Origin of the sequence: Brevibacterium aurantiacum, from assembly GCF_900169065.1 — a bacterium.
Taxonomy (GTDB): domain Bacteria; phylum Actinomycetota; class Actinomycetes; order Actinomycetales; family Brevibacteriaceae; genus Brevibacterium; species Brevibacterium aurantiacum.
In genome coordinates this window covers 337,384-354,384 of sequence record NZ_FXZB01000001.1, presented here as the reverse complement: position 1 = coordinate 354,384, position 17,001 = coordinate 337,384, and the positions used below count along the sequence as shown (strand labels likewise).

The following is a 17,001-nucleotide window of genomic DNA, read 5'->3' as shown; positions in this document are numbered from 1 at the left end:
ATGATCCGCTCACTCGTCAGCTCCGCCGTCGCCGGCCTCGTCGGCTACACGGCGACCAGAGCCATCCTCAACTCGAAGCTGCGCACCCATGACAAGGTGGTGCGCACCAACCATGCCGGAAATGACGTCTCCCTCGTCGAAGGCCCGGCCGTCACCGCCGGACTGGTCGCCGGCAGCCTCCTCATCGAAGAACCACGCCAGCGCGCGGCCACTCTGCTGGTGACCACAGTTTCCGGCGGCCTGGGTGCGGTCGATGACTTCCTCGAATCCGGGGATTCGAAGGGACTGCGTGGCCATCTCGAGGCTCTGTCCCGCGGCGAGATCACCACCGGTGCGATCAAGGTCATCGGCATCCCCTTGGCCTCGATCGCCGCAGCGACGATCCTGCGCACCGGTCGAAACAACCACGGGCTGTTCTCTTCCCATCGGACGACCGAAGCCCAGACATGGTGGGGGTCCACGGTCGACGTCGTCGTCACCGGGGGAGTCATCGCCGGCACCGCGAACCTGTTCAATCTGCTCGATCTGCGCCCCGGACGTGCGCTCAAGGCGGGACTGCTGACGTTGGCCTTCATGCCCCACAGACATGGCCTGACCTGGGCACCCGGTGCGGCCATCGCCGGGGCCAGCACGGCGGCCTGGCCCGATGACCTCGACGGTGCCGTCATGCTCGGCGACACCGGCGCCAACGCACTCGGTGCGGCTCTGGGCACGATCCTGGTCGAGAACTCCACGGCCAAGCAGCGTGCGCTGGTTCTCACCGGACTGGTCGGTCTCACCCTGCTCAGCGAGAAGGTCTCCTTCACCTCGATCATCGAATCCACTCCGGGACTGCGAGAGATCGACGCCTTCGGCCGCGAGGTCGTGTGAATAAGGTGGTTCGAGTCTTCGCCTCCGCGGCGCTGCTCGTCTCGGTCATCACCCTCTTCACCCGACTCGTCGGGTTCCTGAGGTGGCTCGTATTCTCGCCCAATGTGGGCGCCGGGTCGGTCGGCAACGCCTACCAGACCGCGAATTTGGTTCCCAACATCCTCTTCGAAGTCGTCGCAGGTGGTGCCCTGGCGGGTGCCGTCATCCCTCTGCTCGCGATTCCTCTGGCCCGATCGGACAAGGAGACGGCAGGTCGGATCGCCTCGGCGCTGCTGACCTGGGCAGTCTCAGTGACGCTGCCGTTGAGCATCATTCTCGCGGTCTTCGCGCACCCGATCGCAAGCTTGCTGATCGGCACCGATGTCGACAAGACAGCGCAACTCGAGGCGACTGTCGTGTTCCTGCTCATGTTCTCGCCCCAACTGGTGCTCTACGGCATCGGGGCCGTGCTCACCGGTGTGCTCCAGGCGCATCGAAAGTTCATCTGGCCGGCCTTTGCGCCGCTGCTGTCCAGCCTCGTCGTCATCGGCTGCTACATCGCCTACAACATGGTCGGCGGCTCCGACGAATCCTGGCGGGACCACATCGGCTGGTTGGGCTGGGGCACGACCATCGGCGTCGCTGCTCTGGCGCTGCCGTTGGCTCTGCCCATGCGCACCACTGGACTGCGCATCAGGCCCACCTGGAGTTTCCCACCCGGAGTCGCTCAGCGGGCTCTTCGGCTGGCCGGTGCAGGCATGGCGGCGCTGCTGGCACAGCAGGCCGCGATGTTGGCAACCATGCTCCTGTCGAACCATTCCGGTGGCGAGGGTACTTTCGTTCTCTTCAGCTACATCAACGCCGTCTATCTTCTGCCCTACGGTGTCCTCGCGGTGACAGTCGCCACGGTGGTCTTCCCATCCCTGTCGTCCTGGGTCGCTCGTTCCAAAGACCCCGATGCCAGCGATACGGATAGAGGCAATGCCGGAGTTCAACTGCGACGTCTGACCTCGACGACAACCGCGCTGATCATCAGTATCGGTCTGCTGGGCACGGTCATCCTCGTCAGCGCGGCAGGGCCTCTGCAGACGTTCTTCACCGCCATCGATGCCGCAGGCGAAGGCGGAGATGCGCCCTTCGACGCAATGAGTCAGGCGATCATGGTCATGGCTCTTGCGGTGCCTGGCTGGTCCTTCGTCGCCTGGGGCACCCGCGTGTTCTACGCGCTGGAACATTCGCGTCATTCAGCGGTGGCGACGACGACTGGCTGGTTGCTTGTCATCGTCGGAATGCTGTTGGCAGTCTTGGTCATCAACGCCGACGGCGATGACGGGCTGACGCTGGTCTCCATCTGCATCGGCTACGCAATCGGCATGAGCGTCGCCGGAGGTTTCCTGCTGACCTCGATGCGGCGGGTGCTGGGGCCTGCCGGGCTTCACAGAGTGCTGCGCCGAGGCCTGCTGTCTCTGGTTGCCGCTGCTCTCGCGTCGGTTGCCGGCGCGCTGGTCTCGCATTGGTTGGCGGGGCCTGTGGGCATCGACGCACTGTCCTCGGTGGCCAACGGCGTGATCTCCGCGCTCATCGGCTGCGCGATCTTCGCAGCGATCGTCGTCCTCGACAAAGGGTTCATCTCCGAGGTGCGAACGGTGCTCGCCGGTCGCCGAGGTGGCCCCGACCTGGCCGAACAGACTGACCCTGCCGTCCAGGCCGCCCCACCGATCACTCCCAAAGAGAATGAGGATGAGAGATGAGAATCGTCTACGTGCTCGGTACATCGACCGGGGGAGTCGGCACCCATGTGAAGGCACTGGCCAGAGATGTCGCCGCGGCCGGCCATGAGATCGGAATCATCGGACCCGCCTCCACCGACGAACACTTCGGTTTCTCCTCATTGCCCGGTGTTCGCTTCGCCGCCCTCGACATGGGCACCGGAATCGGTGTCCGTGATGCCGCGCTGATCATCCGCCTGCGCAGTCTCATCGGCAGCTTTGATGCCGATATCGTCCACGCTCACGGCTTCCGGGCCGGCTTCGTCGCTCTCCTGTCCGTCCGCACCGCTCGACGCCGTCCCCGCCTCATCATCAGCCTGCACAACCAGGCCAGCGGCCACGGCCTGCGCGGCACCGTCGAAACCGGCATCGAGACCCTGCTGGCCAAGGGCGCGGACCTGACGCTGGGGGCGAGCACCGACCTCGTGGACCGAGCCCGAGAGCTCGGCGCCGTCGACGCCCGGTTCCTGCCCGTCGCGGCCCCGGAGGTTCACCCCGTCCCCGCCGAGGCTGTCCTGGCCACCCGTGCAGCCCTGGGCGAGGAATTCGGGTTCGGACCTGAGACCGTCATCGTGCTCGCCGTCGGGCGTGTCGCACCACAGAAGAACTATCCGATGCTGATCAGGGCGTTGGGCCACCTCGGCGATGCACAGGTATCAACTGTGGCCTCGGACCGAACGACACCGGAGCTTGTCGTCCTCATCGCGGGAGCCGCGGACCCCACCGTCCTCGACGAAGTGCAGGGGCAGTACGAGAGCCTCGCGGCCACCTCGGCGATTCCGGCTCTGCATTTCCTGGGCCCGCGTGATGACGTCGCGGCACTCAATGCGGCCGCCGATCTCTACGTCCTCACCAGCGTCTGGGAGGCCCGTGCCCTCGTGCTGCAGGAGGCGCTGATCTCCGGGCAGGCCATCATCGCCACGAGCACCGGTGGAACGACGGAACTCGTCGGCGACGCGGGCATTCTCATCGACAGCGATGATGACACCGGACTGGCCGCAGCCATTGCCGAACTGGCCACCGATCCCACCCGCCGGGCCGAACTGGCCGCACGCGCCCAGTCTCGTGGAGCGCAACTTCCCGATGAGAGGGAAGTGGCCAAAGAACTGGTGGGCATATACACGGAACTCATGCCCTCCCAGGTAGGGTAGAAGCAGCGTCGATCTAATGAAAAGGATGAGGAAATGAGCGAATCCGGCGAGGTCCACCCACTCAGCGCAGACACGAGGATTCTGCATGTGCTCGCCGAAACTACGGGTCCCGTTGTCGAAGTGGCGAAACTCGCAGTGCTCGGGCATCTGCGCGCAGGCTTCAAGGTAGCGGTCGCCGCCCACCGTTCGCTGTTGGGCACCTTCGGAGTCCCCGAGGAACTGGCAGACAACTTCCGTGAGATCGAACTCGCGGCCAGACGACGCTTCACGCTGGCAGATCCCAACACCGCATTCACTCTGCACAAGTACTACCAGCACGTGGACATCGTCCACGCCCACGGACTGCACGCCGCGACGCTCGCCGGCCTGGCCTTCACCGGCCTCCCGGCCCGCCTGCACCCGAAGGTCGTCGCAACGGTCGAGTCCTTCGACGCGGCCAACGTCATCGAGAAGACCGGCGCCGAGATCGTGGGCCGCACCGCGACCGCGATCCTGGGCACCACCGAACCCGTCGTCGACTACTTCGGGGAGAAGGTCCCCGTCGTCGAACGGGCCGAACTCGTCCACCCGGACATCGACGTCGACCTCACCGTCAGGACACCGCGCGCACAGGTGCGCAAGGAACTCGGCGTCGAAGAGGGCACCTGGATGGTCGCCAGCCCCATCGCCCTGCGCGACCACACGGCACTGGCCACCGTCCTCGACGCCGCCGACCAGATCAACACGAAACGGCCCGGACGTCCCGTCGTCACGGTGCTCACCGGCACCGGCAAGGACCGGAGCACGATCGAGTCCGCCTTCGCAGACCGACACGTCATCGTCGCCCCCGCCAGTGACCTCGTCGACGTGGCAGCAGCCGCGGACGTCGTCATCGCCAGCGAGACCATGACCGGCCTCAGCCATGAGGACCTCATGCAGCTGTCGAAGCCGGCAGTCTTCATCGGCAACACACGACGTGCAGGCATCTGGGGCGCGGCGGCGAAGGCCGTTGCCGCCGACGACACGGACGCACTTCTGAGTGAGATCAATCATCTTATCGACGACCCAGCCGGACGCGGATCGCAGGCTGTAGCCGCGAAGAAGCGCGTCATCGACGTGAACAACGGGGCCGCGATCTCTGCGACTCTGCTTGATCTCTACGCCGAAGTCGCCGAATCGTCGGATTCGTGAGCCGGACTTTGATAGAATCAAATCCCGTGGTGAATCGAACTGGCCCAGGCGGCACAAATACGGCAAAGCACATCTTCGTCACGGGAGGCGTTGCCTCTTCGTTGGGCAAGGGACTGACGGCTTCGAGCCTCGGTCACCTGCTCACTCAGCGCGGACTCTCGGTAGCAATGCAGAAGCTGGATCCCTATCTCAATGTGGATCCGGGAACAATGAATCCCTTCCAGCACGGTGAGGTCTTCGTCACCGAAGACGGTGCTGAGACCGATCTCGACATCGGCCACTACGAACGATTCCTCGACGTCAACCTCGACGGCGCGGCCAATGTGACGACCGGACAGGTCTACTCCTCGGTCATCGCCAAGGAACGTCGTGGTGCCTACCTCGGTGACACCGTGCAGGTCATCCCGCACATCACCGATGAGATCAAATCACGGATGCGGGCCCAGGCCGAACGTCCTGTCGAGGAACGTCCCGATGTCATCATCACCGAAATCGGCGGCACCGTCGGCGACATCGAATCCCAGCCCTTCCTCGAAGCAGCACGTCAGGTCCGACACGACATCGGCCGCGACAACGTCTTCTTCATCCACGTCTCACTCGTGCCCTACCTGGGACCCTCCGGTGAGCTGAAGACGAAGCCGACGCAGCACTCGGTGGCCGCACTGCGCTCGATCGGCATCCAGCCCGACGCGATCGTGCTGCGCTCCGACCGTGAGCTGCCCGACTCGATCCGCACGAAGATCGCCTCTTCCTGCGACGTGGAATCCGACGCGGTCGTGTCCTGCGTGGACGCACCGAGCATCTACGACATCCCGAAGGTCCTCCACGACGGAGGCCTCGACGTCTACGTGATCCGTCGTCTCAACCTGCCCTTCCGCGACGTCGACTGGACGAAGTGGGACTGGGTACTCGAACGCGTCCACAATCCCGCACACCATGTGCGCATCGGCATCGTCGGCAAGTACATCGACCTGCCCGACGCCTACCTGTCCGTGACCGAAGCGCTGCGTCACGGCGGCTTCGCCAACGACGCTCGCGTCAAGGTCGAATGGATCCAGTCCGATGACTGCGAATCCGAGGACGGCGCGGCTGAGAAGCTCTCGGGCCTCGACGCGATCTGCGTGCCCGGCGGATTCGGCATCCGCGGCATCGAAGGCAAACTCGGTGCGCTGAAGTACGCACGCACCAACGGCATCCCGACCCTGGGACTGTGCCTGGGCCTGCAGTGCATGGTCATCGAGTACGCCCGCAACATCGCCGGAATCGCCGATGCCTCGTCCTCCGAGTTCGACCCCGAGACACAGGTCCCCGTCATCGCGACGATGGCCGAGCAGCTCTCCATCGTCGAAGGCGAAGGCGACCTGGGCGGTACCATGCGCCTGGGCACCTACGAGGCGAAGCTCGACGAAGGCAGCGTCGTCGCCGGAGTCTACGACTCGACGCTCATCACCGAACGTCACCGTCACCGCTACGAGGTCAACAACTCCTACCGCGAGGATCTGGCCAAGGCCGGTCTCCGGTTCTCGGGCACCTCACCCAGCGGTGAACTCGTCGAATTCGTGGAGCTGCCGGAATCTGAGCACCCCTACTACGTGGCGACACAGGCTCACCCCGAGCTCAAGTCACGTCCGACCAAGCCCCACCCGCTGTTCTCCGGACTCGTGGCAGCGGCGCTGAAGGCCCAGAAGTAGTCAGGACCAACGTGAGCGATCTGCGCGACGAAGCCTATACGCCGGACATCACCGACTCCGAGGTCGTCTACCACGGTGCGGTGTGGAACATCCGACGCGAGACCTTCGACCTGCCCGAAGCAACCGGGCTGGTGCGCGACATGATGTCTCACACCGGTGCTGTGGCGATCGCGTGCGTGGATGAGCAGGAGCGGATCCTGCTCATCCAGCAGTACCGCCACCCTGTTCGGGCCAGGCTCTGGGAAGTACCGGCCGGTCTCCTCGATGTGCCCGACGAGGAACCCTTCGCCGCGGCCCAGCGGGAACTGGCTGAGGAAGCCGATCTGAGGGCCGCCCGCTGGGAGGTCCTCACCGACTCCTGTCTGACGCCCGGCGGCAGCAGCGAGACGATCCGGCTGTACCTGGCCCGGGACTTCGAACTCATCGCCGACGAAGACCGGCACGAACGCAGCGAAGAGGAAGCCGGCTTCAAATTCCGGTGGGCCAGTCTCGACGAGGCACTCGACGCTGTCAGCGCCGGTGAGATCACAAACGCGATCGCACAGCTGGCCATCCTGCAGGTCGCCCGCATCCTGCGCGCAGAAGCCGCCGGCGAACCCACCAGGACTCGCAGCGTCGACGCGCCCCGCCGCCTCATCGACGGCCGACCGCAGGCCTGAGGGCACGCCATGGCCCGGCACGGTGCCGAACTTCTCCCCGAACTTCCGGCGTCGCTGGCCCGTGCGTTTGAGACGTACCTGAACTCGCTGCGCTTCGAACGTGGGCTCTCGCGAAACTCCATCGACGCCTACGCCCGTGACCTCGCCAGGTACGGCACCTGGCTCAACGGGCAGGGGATGAGCCACCTCGGCGAGGTCGAACGCACCCACGTCGAAGCCTTTGCGCTTCACCTCCTCGATGAGAACCTGGCGCCACGGACCCGAGCACGAGCACTCGTCGCGGTGCGCCGGTTCCACGGATTCGCCCTCGGTGAGGGACTGGCGGCCACAGATCCGGCCTCCGAGGTCAGCCCACCGCAGGAAGGGCTGCGTCTGCCCAAGGCTCTGTCCTTAGACGATATCGAGGCGATGCTGGCAACCACCGGCGGTGAGGAACCCGCGCAGATCCGTGCGGCCGCACTGCTCGAGCTGCTCTATGCGACCGGGGCGAGGATCTCCGAGGCCGTCGGTGTCGATCTCGACGATCTCGACCTCGAGACCAGCCTCGTGCGCCTCTACGGCAAGGGCGGGAAGGAACGGATCGTGCCCTTCGGTTCCCACGCCGCCACCGCTCTGGGCGCCTGGGTATCACGGACCAGGCCGAGCATGGCCGCGAAGGCCAGATCATCGGCACCGGCCGGGGCCCTGTTCCTCAACGCCCGGGGAACTCGCCTCTCACGCCAGACCGCGTGGCAGATCGTCAAGGACGCCGGGGAACTGGCGGGGCTGGAGGCCGAGGTGTCACCGCATACGTTCCGACACTCGTTTGCGACACACCTGCTCGAAGGCGGGGCCGATATCCGCGTTGTCCAAGAACTGCTGGGACACGCCTCAGTCACTACCACGCAGATCTACACCAAGGTGTCGGAGGAAACATTGCGGGAAGTGTACGCGACCTCGCACCCTCGGGCGCGGTAGGGTTGGAGCAGAGAGCAATGAAAGGTGGCCATCCGAGTGATGAATACGCAACAGGCGTTGGATATTCCCAAATCGAAATCCACTGTCCCCGAGCAGCAGGACTTCGACGAACCAGCACCGCTGGACACTCATGGGCCCGCCCGCATCATCGCGATGGTCAACCAGAAGGGCGGCGTCGGCAAGACGACCTCGTCGATCAACCTCGGCGCCTCACTGGCCGCCTACGGCCGCAAGATGCTGCTCGTCGACTTCGACCCGCAGGGCGCACTGTCCGTTGGGCTGGGCGTCAACCCCTATGACCTCGAGATCAGCGTCTACAACCTGCTGATGAACTCACGTCTTGACCCCCACGAGGTCATCGTCGGCACCGATTTCGACAACATCGACATCCTCCCGGCCAACATCGACCTCTCCGCCGCCGAAGTCCAGCTCGTGGGCGAGGTCGCTCGGGAGCAGATCCTCTCCCGTGTGCTGTCCAAGGTCGCCGACGAATACGATGTCATCCTCATCGACTGCCAGCCATCCCTGGGCCTCCTCACTGTCAACGCGCTGACGGCCGCGCACGGCGTCATCATTCCGCTTGAGACCGAGTTCTTCGCCCTCCGTGGTGTCGCGCTGTTGGTGGAGACCATCGAGAAGATCCAGGACCGGCTCAATCCCTCCCTCGTCGTCGACGGGATCCTGGCCACGATGTTCGACTCGCGCACGCTGCACTCCAAAGAGGTCATGTCGCGTGTCACGGAGGCCTTCGACGACAAGGTCTTCGAGACGGTCATCAACCGCACTGTGAAGTTCCCGGATGCCTCGGTCGCCGCCGAACCGATCACGAGCTTCGCTCCCAAGCACGCAGGCTCGGAAGCCTATCGTCGCCTGGCCAGGGAGCTCATCGCCCGCGGAGGCGCACCCTGAGCGAGACCGTGCACGAGGGGTTCCAGGTTGAGCTGGAGAACTTCTCCGGTCCCTTCGACCTGCTCCTCGGCCTGATCTCGAAACGTCGCCTCGACGTCACAGAGATCGCCCTCGCCGAGGTGACCGATGAGTTCATCGCGTACACGACGAGTCTCAGCGAACGCACCGGTGCCAAAGCCGGTTCCAGCCTCGCCGAGATTTCCCAGTTCCTGTTGGTGGCCGCGACCCTCCTCGACCTCAAGACGGCGCGACTGCTGCCCAACGAGGACGGCGAGGAGGAACTCGACCTCGAACTGCTCGAAGCTCGTGATCTTCTGTTCGCCCGGCTCCTGCAGTATCGGGCCTATAAGTCCGTGAGCAGATTCTTCGCCGAAGCCATGGCCGCGGGGTCGGTCAGGGCACCACGCAGCGTCGGACTCGAACCCGAATTCCAGGACGTGCTGCCCCCGCTGCAGATGCACATCGGTCCCGGTGAGCTGGCCGGGCTCTACGCAACCGTGCTCCAACGCGACCACACGCCCCCGAGCGTCGCCGTCGACCACATCCATCTGCCGCTGGTCAGCGTCTCCGAACAGCGCGGCCACATCCTCAGCCTGCTGCGGGCCGGGGACCTGGACTTCCAGAAGCTCCTCGACACCGCTGACAACACGCTGGTCGTCGTGGCCCGCTTTCTCGCGTTGCTGGAGCTGTTCAAGGTCGGCCTGTGTGACTTCGCGCAGGAGGAGCCGCTGGGGCCGCTGCTCATCTCCCGCACCGACTCCACCGACGATGGGGTCGACCTGCGAACCGAGGGGGAGTGGGACGGCGCTCCCGTGGAGGAATACGGTGGCGAAGAATACGCGGGCGGCGTCAACGAGGAAGACACTGCCGAGAAGGAAGAGGGACCGGCATGATCGACGATGAAATCCTGGCCGGGATCGAGGCCGTCCTCATGATCAGCGACTCCGCTGTCTCGGTGACCGAGCTGGCCACCGCCCTCGGGCTCGATGAGGACACCGTTACCGATGCCATCGCCGAGCTCAAGGCCGACTACGACGGCGGGGAAGACCGCAGGCAGCGCGGATTCGAGATCCGCCTCGTCGCGGGAGGCTTCCGCATCTTCTCCCGCGGGGACTATCACGAGATCGTCAAGGACTTCCTCACCTCCGGACAGAGCGCGAAGCTGTCGCAGGCCGCACTCGAGACCCTGGCCGTCATCGCCTACCGGCAGCCGATCTCGCGCCCGCGCATCGCCGCCATCCGCGGGGTCAGCGTCGACGGCGTGATCCGCACCCTGCTGCTGCGCGGACTCATCGTCGAAGCGGGCAAGGAGGCGACCACCTCGGCGCTGCTCTACACCACTACCCACCAGTTCCTCGACGCCCTGGGAATGAACAGCATCGACGACCTGCCGGAGATTGCTCCGTACCTCCCCGAGGACGCCGATGTCGCCGAATTGGGTGCCGACAACACGGAGGTTCTGGCCTCTGTGGAGGACGAGATGGCCGATCTCGACGATGAGATGTCACGAGTTGACGATTGATTTGAGAGAATGGACATTATGAGTCCATACCGTGATCCCCGAGCGCCAGGCGGGCGCAACAATCGTCCGACCCGAAAACAGCGATCCAGCACCTCTGCACGAGGCTCCCAGCGGTCGCAGTCAGGCACGGGCGAGAAGTCGGATGCCCATGTCAGCGGGGGTGTGAGACTGCAGAAGATCCTCGCCGAGGCGGGCCTGGGCTCACGTCGTGCATGTGAGCAGCTGATCCTCGACGGACGGGTCGAAGTGGACGGTTCCATCGTGACCGAGCTGGGCACCCGAATCGACACCGAAACCCAAGCCGTGTACGTCGACGCAGTGAGAATTTCGACACAGACTCAGAAGGTCTACCTCGTGCTGAACAAGCCGGCCGGAGTCGTGTCGACGATGAGCGACCCGGACGGGCGCCCCTGCCTGGCCGACTACGTCAAGAACCGCGTCGACCGTCTCTTCCACGTGGGACGACTCGACACCGAGACCGAGGGACTCATCCTGCTGACCAATGACGGGGAGCTGAGCAACCGCTTGGCTCACCCGCGCTACGAGATCCCCAAGACCTACCTGGCCCAGGTCCGGGGACAGCTGGCCAAGGACGTGGGCTCTCGCCTCAAGGCAGGCATGGACCTCGACGACGGCTTCGTCAAGGTCGATTCGTTCAAGCTCGTGGATTCGACGCCCGGCAAGTCCGTGGTCGAACTGACTCTGCATTCGGGCCGCAACCGCATTGTGCGTCGCCTGCTCAAGGAGGTCGGCCACCCGGTCGAACGTCTGGTGCGCACGAAGTTCGGTCCCATCACCTTGGACGAGCAGAGGCAGGGCAAGATCCGCCCGCTGCGTTCGGACGAGATCGGCGAGCTCTTCGAGGCCGTCGGCTTGTGAGAATCCACATCATCGGCACCGGTCTGCTGGGCGCGAGCCTCGGACTGGCGTTGAGTGCACAGAAGTACCAGGTCAGCCTCGAAGACACCTCACCGACCGCCCAGCAGCTGGCGGCCGATCTGGGGGCAGGGACTGTCAGTTCCGCACGTCTCGATGCCGAAGATCCGCAGATCGTCGTCGTCGCCACTCCACCGGATGTTGCCACGCAGACGATCGCGACGGCGCTGGAGACCTACCCGAACGCCACGGTCACCGACGTCGCCAGCATCAAGACTCGCCTGCTCGAAGCGGTGCGGGAACTGGTCGGCGAGGCCGAACTCAGCCGCTACATCGGGTGTCACCCGATGGCGGGCCGGGAGAAGTCGGGGGCGATCGCTGCCCGGTCGGACCTGTTCACGGCCCGACCATGGGTGATCTGCTCGGATGAGGACACACCGGGCAGCCGCCTCGGCGAGGTCGTCACGATGGCGGAAGCCACCGGTGCCTCGGTCATCCATCTTGATCCGCGCATCCACGATGCCGCGGTCGCGAAGGTCTCACACGTGCCGCAGGTCGTCGCCTCGCTGGTGGCCTCGCAGCTGCGTCATGCGCCGTTGGAGGAAGTCGCACTGGCAGGTCAGGGACTGCGAGACGTGACGCGGATCGCCGCCTCCGACCCGCGCCTGTGGACGCAGATCTTGGCCGGGAACTCCGAGGAGATCCGCTCGGTGCTGCTGGATCTGCGCACCGAACTCGACGAGGTCATCACTGCTCTGGAATTGGGCCCCGGCTCGACAGGCGCACTGGCCAAGGCCATTGCGTTGGGCAATGAAGGTCACGATCGGATTCCGGGCAAGCACGGACAGGCTCCGACCAAATATGCTGTAGTCACGATCTTGGTTCCCGACACCCCGGGAACTCTGGCCACACTGTTCAAGGACATCGGTGACCTGAACATCAACGTCGAGGACTTCCGGATGGATCACGCGCCGGGTCAGAAAATCGGGATCGTCGATGTCTCGGTGGTGCCGGCCACCCAGCAGGAACTTGAGATCGGTTTGTTGTCGAAGGGATGGCAGATTCCCGAATCCGCCATCGAGAAAGAGGGAATTGCATGAGCGTCGTCGCCATTGACGGACCAAGCGGGGTCGGCAAGTCGAGCACCGCGAAGGAAACGGCCCGCCGATTGGGCTACAGTTACCTCGACACGGGTGCCATGTACCGTGCGATGGCCTGGCTGTGCCTCAACCGGGGCGTGACCGACCCGGTCGACGTCCTCGAACAGGTCCGCGGGGTCGATCTGGAGATCTCGACCGATCCGGACGAGTTCTTCGTCTCCGTCGACGGAATTGATGTCAGCGAGGAGATCCGCGAACCCGAGGTGTCGGAGAACGTGCAGACCGTGTCTGCCGTCGTCGATGCCCGCGAAGAGCTCATCGACATGCAGCGGACCATCATCGCCGCGGCACCGGAGGGAATCGTCGTCGAGGGACGTGACATCACGACCGTCGTGGCCCCGGACGCTGAGGTTCGCATCCTCATGACCGCCCGTGACGAGGTTCGCGTGGCCCGCCGGGCCAAGGAGCTCCACGGAAACGCCGACGCCGAGGCTCTCGCCGCCACCCAATCCCAGGTCACCGGCCGTGACGCCAAGGACTCAGCGACAACGAGCTTCTTGGAAGCCTCCGAAGGTGTCTACACACTCGATACCAGTGACATCGATTTCGACCAGGTGGTCGAGACGGTGCTGAAACTGGTGAAGGACTCACAATGACTGATTCAGAATTCCACGAGAACCCGGACGAGCATCTGGCCGAGCGTCTCGAGAGCATCAGCGACGAGGAGGCCGAGAAGAGGGCGACTGCTCTCGAAGCCGGTCTCTCCAGCTATGACCTCGAAGACGAGGACCGGGCACTGCTCGACGCCTACGGTTTCGAGTTCGAAGCCGAAGAGACCCGCGGGGCTGACCCCGTCCTGGCCGTCGTCGGGCGCCCCAACGTGGGCAAATCGACCCTGGTCAACAGGATCCTCGGCCGCCGTGAAGCCGTGGTCGAAGACGTCCCCGGAGTCACCCGTGACCGGGTGAGCTACCGGGCGGAATGGAACACGAAGGAATTCACCCTCGTCGATACCGGCGGTTGGGACTCGGACTCCAAGGGCATGGCCTCGCGCATCGCGATCCAGTCCGAAGTCGCCGTCGACATGGCCGACGCCGTGGTCCTCGTCGTGGATGCCACGACCGGACCGACCGCGACCGATGAAATGGTCGTGAAGATGCTGCGCCGGAAGAAGAAGCCCGTCATCCTCGCCGCCAACAAGGTCGATGACGAACGCGGCGAGCTCATGGCCGCCGAACTCTGGGGCCTGGGTCTGGGACAGCCGTTCACGGTGTCCGGTCTCCACGGTCGCGGGGTCGCTGACCTCCTCGACGAGGTGCTCACAATCCTGCCCGAGGTCTCTGCCGTCGAAACCCGCATCGAAGAGGGCGGTCCACGTCGGATCGCTCTGGTGGGGCGACCGAACGTCGGAAAGTCCTCCCTGCTCAACCAGCTCATCGGTTCCGACCGTGTGCTCGTGGACAACGTCGCCGGCACCACCCGCGACCCGGTCGACGAACTCATCGAGCTCGGTGACAAGCAGTGGCGTTTCGTGGACACCGCCGGAATCCGTCGTCGTGCTCACCAGGCCAGCGGTGCTGACTTCTATGCTGCGCTGCGCACCCAGACCGCTCTGGAACGCGCGGAGCTGGCTCTGGTCCTCCTTGAGGTCCAGGAGCCCTTGAGCGAACAGGACGTTCGCATCGTCACGACGGCGGCTGAAGCCGGCCGTGCCGTGGTGCTGGCGTTCAACAAATGGGATCTTCTCGATGACGAGCGTCGCTACTATCTCGAGCGCGAGATCGAGCGGGACCTGGCTCATGTGGCCTGGGCTCCGCGAGTGAACATCTCGGCCAAGACCGGACGCCACGCCGACAAGCTGGTCCCCGCGATGGAGGCGGCTCTGGAGGGATGGGACACACGCATCCCAACCGGGCGACTCAACGCATTCCTCGGTGAACTGGTCGCCGCGAACCCTCACCCGGTGCGCGGAGGCAAGCAGCCGAGGATCCTGTTCGGAACCCAGGCACAGTCCCGGCCACCGAAGTTCGTGCTCTTCACCTCCGGATTCCTCGATCCGGGGTATCGTCGTTTCATTGTCAGGCGTCTGCGTGAGACGTTCGGGTTCAAGGGAACTCCCATCGAGGTGTCGATGCGAATCAGGGAGAAGCGGAAAGGGCGCTGAGTGAGCGTTGACGGGCAGTTCCACGGGCAGCGACCGGAGCTGAATCATCGTGAGCAGCAGCCTGAGCTGACTCGTGAACAACGTCCTTGGCATGCCAGCCGGCCTGCCAGGGCGCTTGTCATCGCGTTGACGATCGCCGGTCTGGCCTATGCCCTGATGTTCTTCAAAGGACTCCAGGACATCGTCGCTCCGGTGTTCCTGGCGCTCAACTTCTACATCGTCGTCTATCCGCTGCAGAAGTATCTGACCAAGCTGAAGGTGCCGCGTGCGATCGGAGCCACCATCTCGGTGCTCCTCGTGCTGGTGATGATCTTCGGCTTCTTCGGGCTGACGGCATGGTCCGTTGCCGAACTCGTGCTCCTCATCCCCAGCTACGGTGAACAGCTCGTCGCGACCTACCAGAGCGCACTGTCGTTCCTGTCCGATATCGGTGTCACGTCCTCAGTCCTCCAACAGCAGTTCCAGCAGTTCAACGTCAGATCCCTCATCGACGCTGTGTATCCGCTGCTGACCAATGTGTCGTTGGTCGCTGGGCTGCTGACCACTGTCGTCATGGCAGTGTTCTTCGTCGCCATGGACTCCATGGGCATCGACCGGCGCATGCTGATGCTCCTCGACGTCAAGCCCTCGCTGGCGGCCTCACTCGGCGGTTTCGCCAGTGGGGTCCGACGCTACTGGGTCGTGGCCACGGTCTTCGGCCTCATCGTGGCTGTCCTCGACGTCATCGCTCTGGCGATCATCGACGTCCCGCTGATCTGGGTGTGGGGCGTGCTCGCGTTCCTGACGAACTACATTCCCAACATCGGGTTCGTCATCGGCCTCATCCCTCCGGCACTGCTTGCCCTCGTCGACAGCGGTTGGCAGTCGGCGCTGTGGGTCGTCATCGCCTACAGTGTGCTCAACTTCGTCATCCAATCGATCATCCAACCGAAGTTCACGGGCGAGTCGGTCGGGGTCACACCATTGGTGTCCTTCCTGTCGCTGCTGTTCTGGGTGTGGGTGCTCGGATGGCTCGGTGCGCTCCTCGCACTGCCTGCGACACTTCTGCTCAAGGCGCTGCTCGTCGACGCAGACCCGAAGGCCAAATGGGTGAACATTCTCCTCGCCTCGGACCCGACGACTGCGAACAGTTCTACGGAGGAACCACCGGTGTCACCAGTGACCGAGTCATTGGGCGACACTCTCGGATCGCCGTTGGGGATGTCTGATTCGGAAGAGTCGGAGGAGTCTGCCGCGTCAGCTGCCGACGAAGATAGCCTGACTACGCCGCACAGTGAAGCCGAGCAGGACACGTCCGGACCGAAGAACTGACCCGATAGCTCGGCAGACGAAGTCTCTGGCGGTCGGGACCGCAGAATTGTGCGATCGATTACGTCATGCCTCTCGCCTCGTATGCTGTGAGTGGTTAGCATGAAGTATGGCGACTGTACTGAATATTCATCCTGAGAACCCACAGAACCGAATGATCGAGAAGGCCGTGCAGACTCTGCGGGACGGCGGACTGATCGCCTACCCCACAGACTCGGGCTATGCCCTGGGCTGTGCCTTGGACAATAAGGCCGGAATCGAGCGGATCACCCGCATCAGGCAACTGGACTCGAAGCATCACTTCACTCTGATGTGCCGCGACTTCGCCCAACTGGGACAGTTCGTCATCGTCGACAACTCTGACTTCAGGGTCATCAAGTCGATGACTCCGGGGCCCTACACATTCATCATGAAGGCGACGAAGGAAGTTCCACGTCGCATGATGCACGCCAAAAAGCACTCGGTCGGTGCACGCATTCCTCAGAATGTGACAGCACTGGCGCTCGTTGAAGCAATGGGCGAGCCCATTCTGTCATCGACCCTGCTGCTGCCCGGCGCCGAGGACCCGCTGACCCAGGCCGACGAGGTCGTCGAACAGATCGGCCACGAACTGGACGCCGTCATCGAATCCGGAGTACCGGGCAACGTCCCGACCTCCGTCATCGACTTCACCGGTCGGGAACCAGTGGTTGCCCGCGTCGGAGCCGGAGACGTCTCCCGCTTCGAATGAGCTTCAGCGGTTCATCGACTGCGGCGGTTCACTTCGACTCATGGCAGTGCTCCTTCGACCGGTAGCAGTGCTCCATCGACCTCTGGTGCCTCGCAGCGAATGCGAAGCACCAGAGGTCGAAGTCGTCTGAGAGCTGCGCCTGTGCC

At 64.3% G+C, this 17,001-nt stretch carries 16 protein-coding genes; all 16 read left to right on the top strand.

Going from position 1 to position 17,001, the window contains the following annotated elements; genetic code table 11:
• Entirely contained in the window at positions 1 to 870 is an 870-nt protein-coding gene (locus BAUR9175_RS01545; protein WP_101582734.1) for a hypothetical protein, read from the top strand.
• Entirely contained in the window at positions 867 to 2,600 is a 1,734-nt protein-coding gene (murJ, locus tag BAUR9175_RS01540) for a murein biosynthesis integral membrane protein MurJ (RefSeq protein WP_101582729.1), read from the top strand. The genes BAUR9175_RS01545 and murJ overlap by 4 nt, the downstream gene beginning before the upstream one ends.
• Positions 2,597 to 3,769: a glycosyltransferase family 4 protein gene (locus BAUR9175_RS01535; RefSeq protein WP_101557490.1), complete on the top strand. Its 1,173-nt coding sequence runs from the start codon at positions 2,597 to 2,599 to the stop codon at positions 3,767 to 3,769. The genes murJ and BAUR9175_RS01535 overlap by 4 nt, the downstream gene beginning before the upstream one ends.
• Before the next feature lie 33 nt (positions 3,770 to 3,802).
• Positions 3,803 to 4,939: a hypothetical protein gene (locus BAUR9175_RS01530; RefSeq protein ID WP_009883079.1), complete on the top strand. Its 1,137-nt coding sequence runs from the start codon at positions 3,803 to 3,805 to the stop codon at positions 4,937 to 4,939.
• A gap of 8 nt (positions 4,940 to 4,947) precedes the next feature.
• Positions 4,948 to 6,630, top strand: a complete 1,683-nt coding sequence (gene pyrG / locus BAUR9175_RS01525) for a CTP synthase (RefSeq protein WP_069600337.1) — start codon at positions 4,948 to 4,950, stop codon at positions 6,628 to 6,630.
• Positions 6,631 to 6,641: 11 nt separating this feature from the next.
• Positions 6,642 to 7,289 (top strand): NUDIX domain-containing protein, encoded by a 648-nt coding sequence (locus BAUR9175_RS01520; protein ID WP_069600336.1) that lies wholly within the window; start codon positions 6,642 to 6,644, stop codon positions 7,287 to 7,289.
• 9 nt (positions 7,290 to 7,298) lie between these two features.
• Positions 7,299 to 8,246, top strand: a complete 948-nt coding sequence (gene xerD / locus BAUR9175_RS01515; RefSeq protein WP_009883084.1) for a site-specific tyrosine recombinase XerD — start codon at positions 7,299 to 7,301, stop codon at positions 8,244 to 8,246.
• A gap of 39 nt (positions 8,247 to 8,285) precedes the next feature.
• Positions 8,286 to 9,155: a ParA family protein gene (locus tag BAUR9175_RS01510; protein WP_009883086.1), complete on the top strand. Its 870-nt coding sequence runs from the start codon at positions 8,286 to 8,288 to the stop codon at positions 9,153 to 9,155.
• An 8-nt stretch (positions 9,156 to 9,163) separates the two neighbouring features.
• Positions 9,164 to 10,048, top strand: a complete 885-nt coding sequence (locus BAUR9175_RS01505; protein WP_009883087.1) for a segregation and condensation protein A — start codon at positions 9,164 to 9,166, stop codon at positions 10,046 to 10,048.
• Positions 10,045 to 10,677 (top strand): SMC-Scp complex subunit ScpB, encoded by a 633-nt coding sequence (gene scpB / locus BAUR9175_RS01500; protein ID WP_009883088.1) that lies wholly within the window; start codon positions 10,045 to 10,047, stop codon positions 10,675 to 10,677. The genes BAUR9175_RS01505 and scpB overlap by 4 nt, the downstream gene beginning before the upstream one ends.
• Positions 10,678 to 10,695: 18 nt before the next feature.
• Positions 10,696 to 11,556, top strand: a complete 861-nt coding sequence (locus BAUR9175_RS01495; RefSeq protein WP_029416991.1) for a pseudouridine synthase — start codon at positions 10,696 to 10,698, stop codon at positions 11,554 to 11,556.
• Positions 11,553 to 12,653, top strand: coding sequence for a prephenate dehydrogenase (locus BAUR9175_RS01490; RefSeq protein ID WP_101582726.1), 1,101 nt, complete (start codon positions 11,553 to 11,555; stop codon positions 12,651 to 12,653). Before BAUR9175_RS01495 ends, BAUR9175_RS01490 begins: the two co-directional genes overlap by 4 nt.
• The gene (gene cmk, locus BAUR9175_RS01485) at positions 12,650 to 13,309 is read left to right on the top strand and encodes a (d)CMP kinase (RefSeq protein ID WP_009883092.1); all 660 of its coding nucleotides are present in this window, start codon (positions 12,650 to 12,652) and stop codon (positions 13,307 to 13,309) included. Before BAUR9175_RS01490 ends, cmk begins: the two co-directional genes overlap by 4 nt.
• Positions 13,306 to 14,817 carry a ribosome biogenesis GTPase Der gene (der, locus tag BAUR9175_RS01480; RefSeq protein ID WP_009883094.1) on the top strand — a complete coding sequence of 504 codons (1,512 nt, stop codon included), beginning with the start codon at positions 13,306 to 13,308 and terminating at the stop codon, positions 14,815 to 14,817. The genes cmk and der overlap by 4 nt, the downstream gene beginning before the upstream one ends.
• Complete coding sequence (locus BAUR9175_RS01475) at positions 14,818 to 16,128, top strand: AI-2E family transporter (protein ID WP_009883095.1); 1,311 nt, start codon at positions 14,818 to 14,820, stop codon at positions 16,126 to 16,128. It abuts the gene before it with no gap.
• Between the two features lie 106 nt (positions 16,129 to 16,234).
• Positions 16,235 to 16,855 (top strand): L-threonylcarbamoyladenylate synthase, encoded by a 621-nt coding sequence (locus BAUR9175_RS01470; protein ID WP_009883096.1) that lies wholly within the window; start codon positions 16,235 to 16,237, stop codon positions 16,853 to 16,855.
• Positions 16,856 to 17,001: the final 146 nt, after the last annotated feature.

Bases quoted from the DNA above. Each gene is read 5' to 3' on its own strand.
- BAUR9175_RS01545 (WP_101582734.1), top strand. From the start codon at position 1: ATGATCCGCTCACTCGTCAGCTCCGCCGTCGCCGGCCTCGTCGGCTAC.
- BAUR9175_RS01535 (WP_101557490.1), top strand. From the start codon at position 2,597: ATGAGAATCGTCTACGTGCTCGGTACATCGACCGGGGGAGTCGGCACC.
- BAUR9175_RS01530 (WP_009883079.1), top strand. From the start codon at position 3,803: ATGAGCGAATCCGGCGAGGTCCACCCACTCAGCGCAGACACGAGGATT.
- xerD (WP_009883084.1), top strand. From the start codon at position 7,299: ATGGCCCGGCACGGTGCCGAACTTCTCCCCGAACTTCCGGCGTCGCTG.
- BAUR9175_RS01510 (WP_009883086.1), top strand. From the start codon at position 8,286: ATGAATACGCAACAGGCGTTGGATATTCCCAAATCGAAATCCACTGTC.
- scpB (WP_009883088.1), top strand. From the start codon at position 10,045: ATGATCGACGATGAAATCCTGGCCGGGATCGAGGCCGTCCTCATGATC.
- BAUR9175_RS01495 (WP_029416991.1), top strand. From the start codon at position 10,696: ATGAGTCCATACCGTGATCCCCGAGCGCCAGGCGGGCGCAACAATCGT.
- cmk (WP_009883092.1), top strand. From the start codon at position 12,650: ATGAGCGTCGTCGCCATTGACGGACCAAGCGGGGTCGGCAAGTCGAGC.
- der (WP_009883094.1), top strand. From the start codon at position 13,306: ATGACTGATTCAGAATTCCACGAGAACCCGGACGAGCATCTGGCCGAG.
- BAUR9175_RS01470 (WP_009883096.1), top strand. From the start codon at position 16,235: ATGGCGACTGTACTGAATATTCATCCTGAGAACCCACAGAACCGAATG.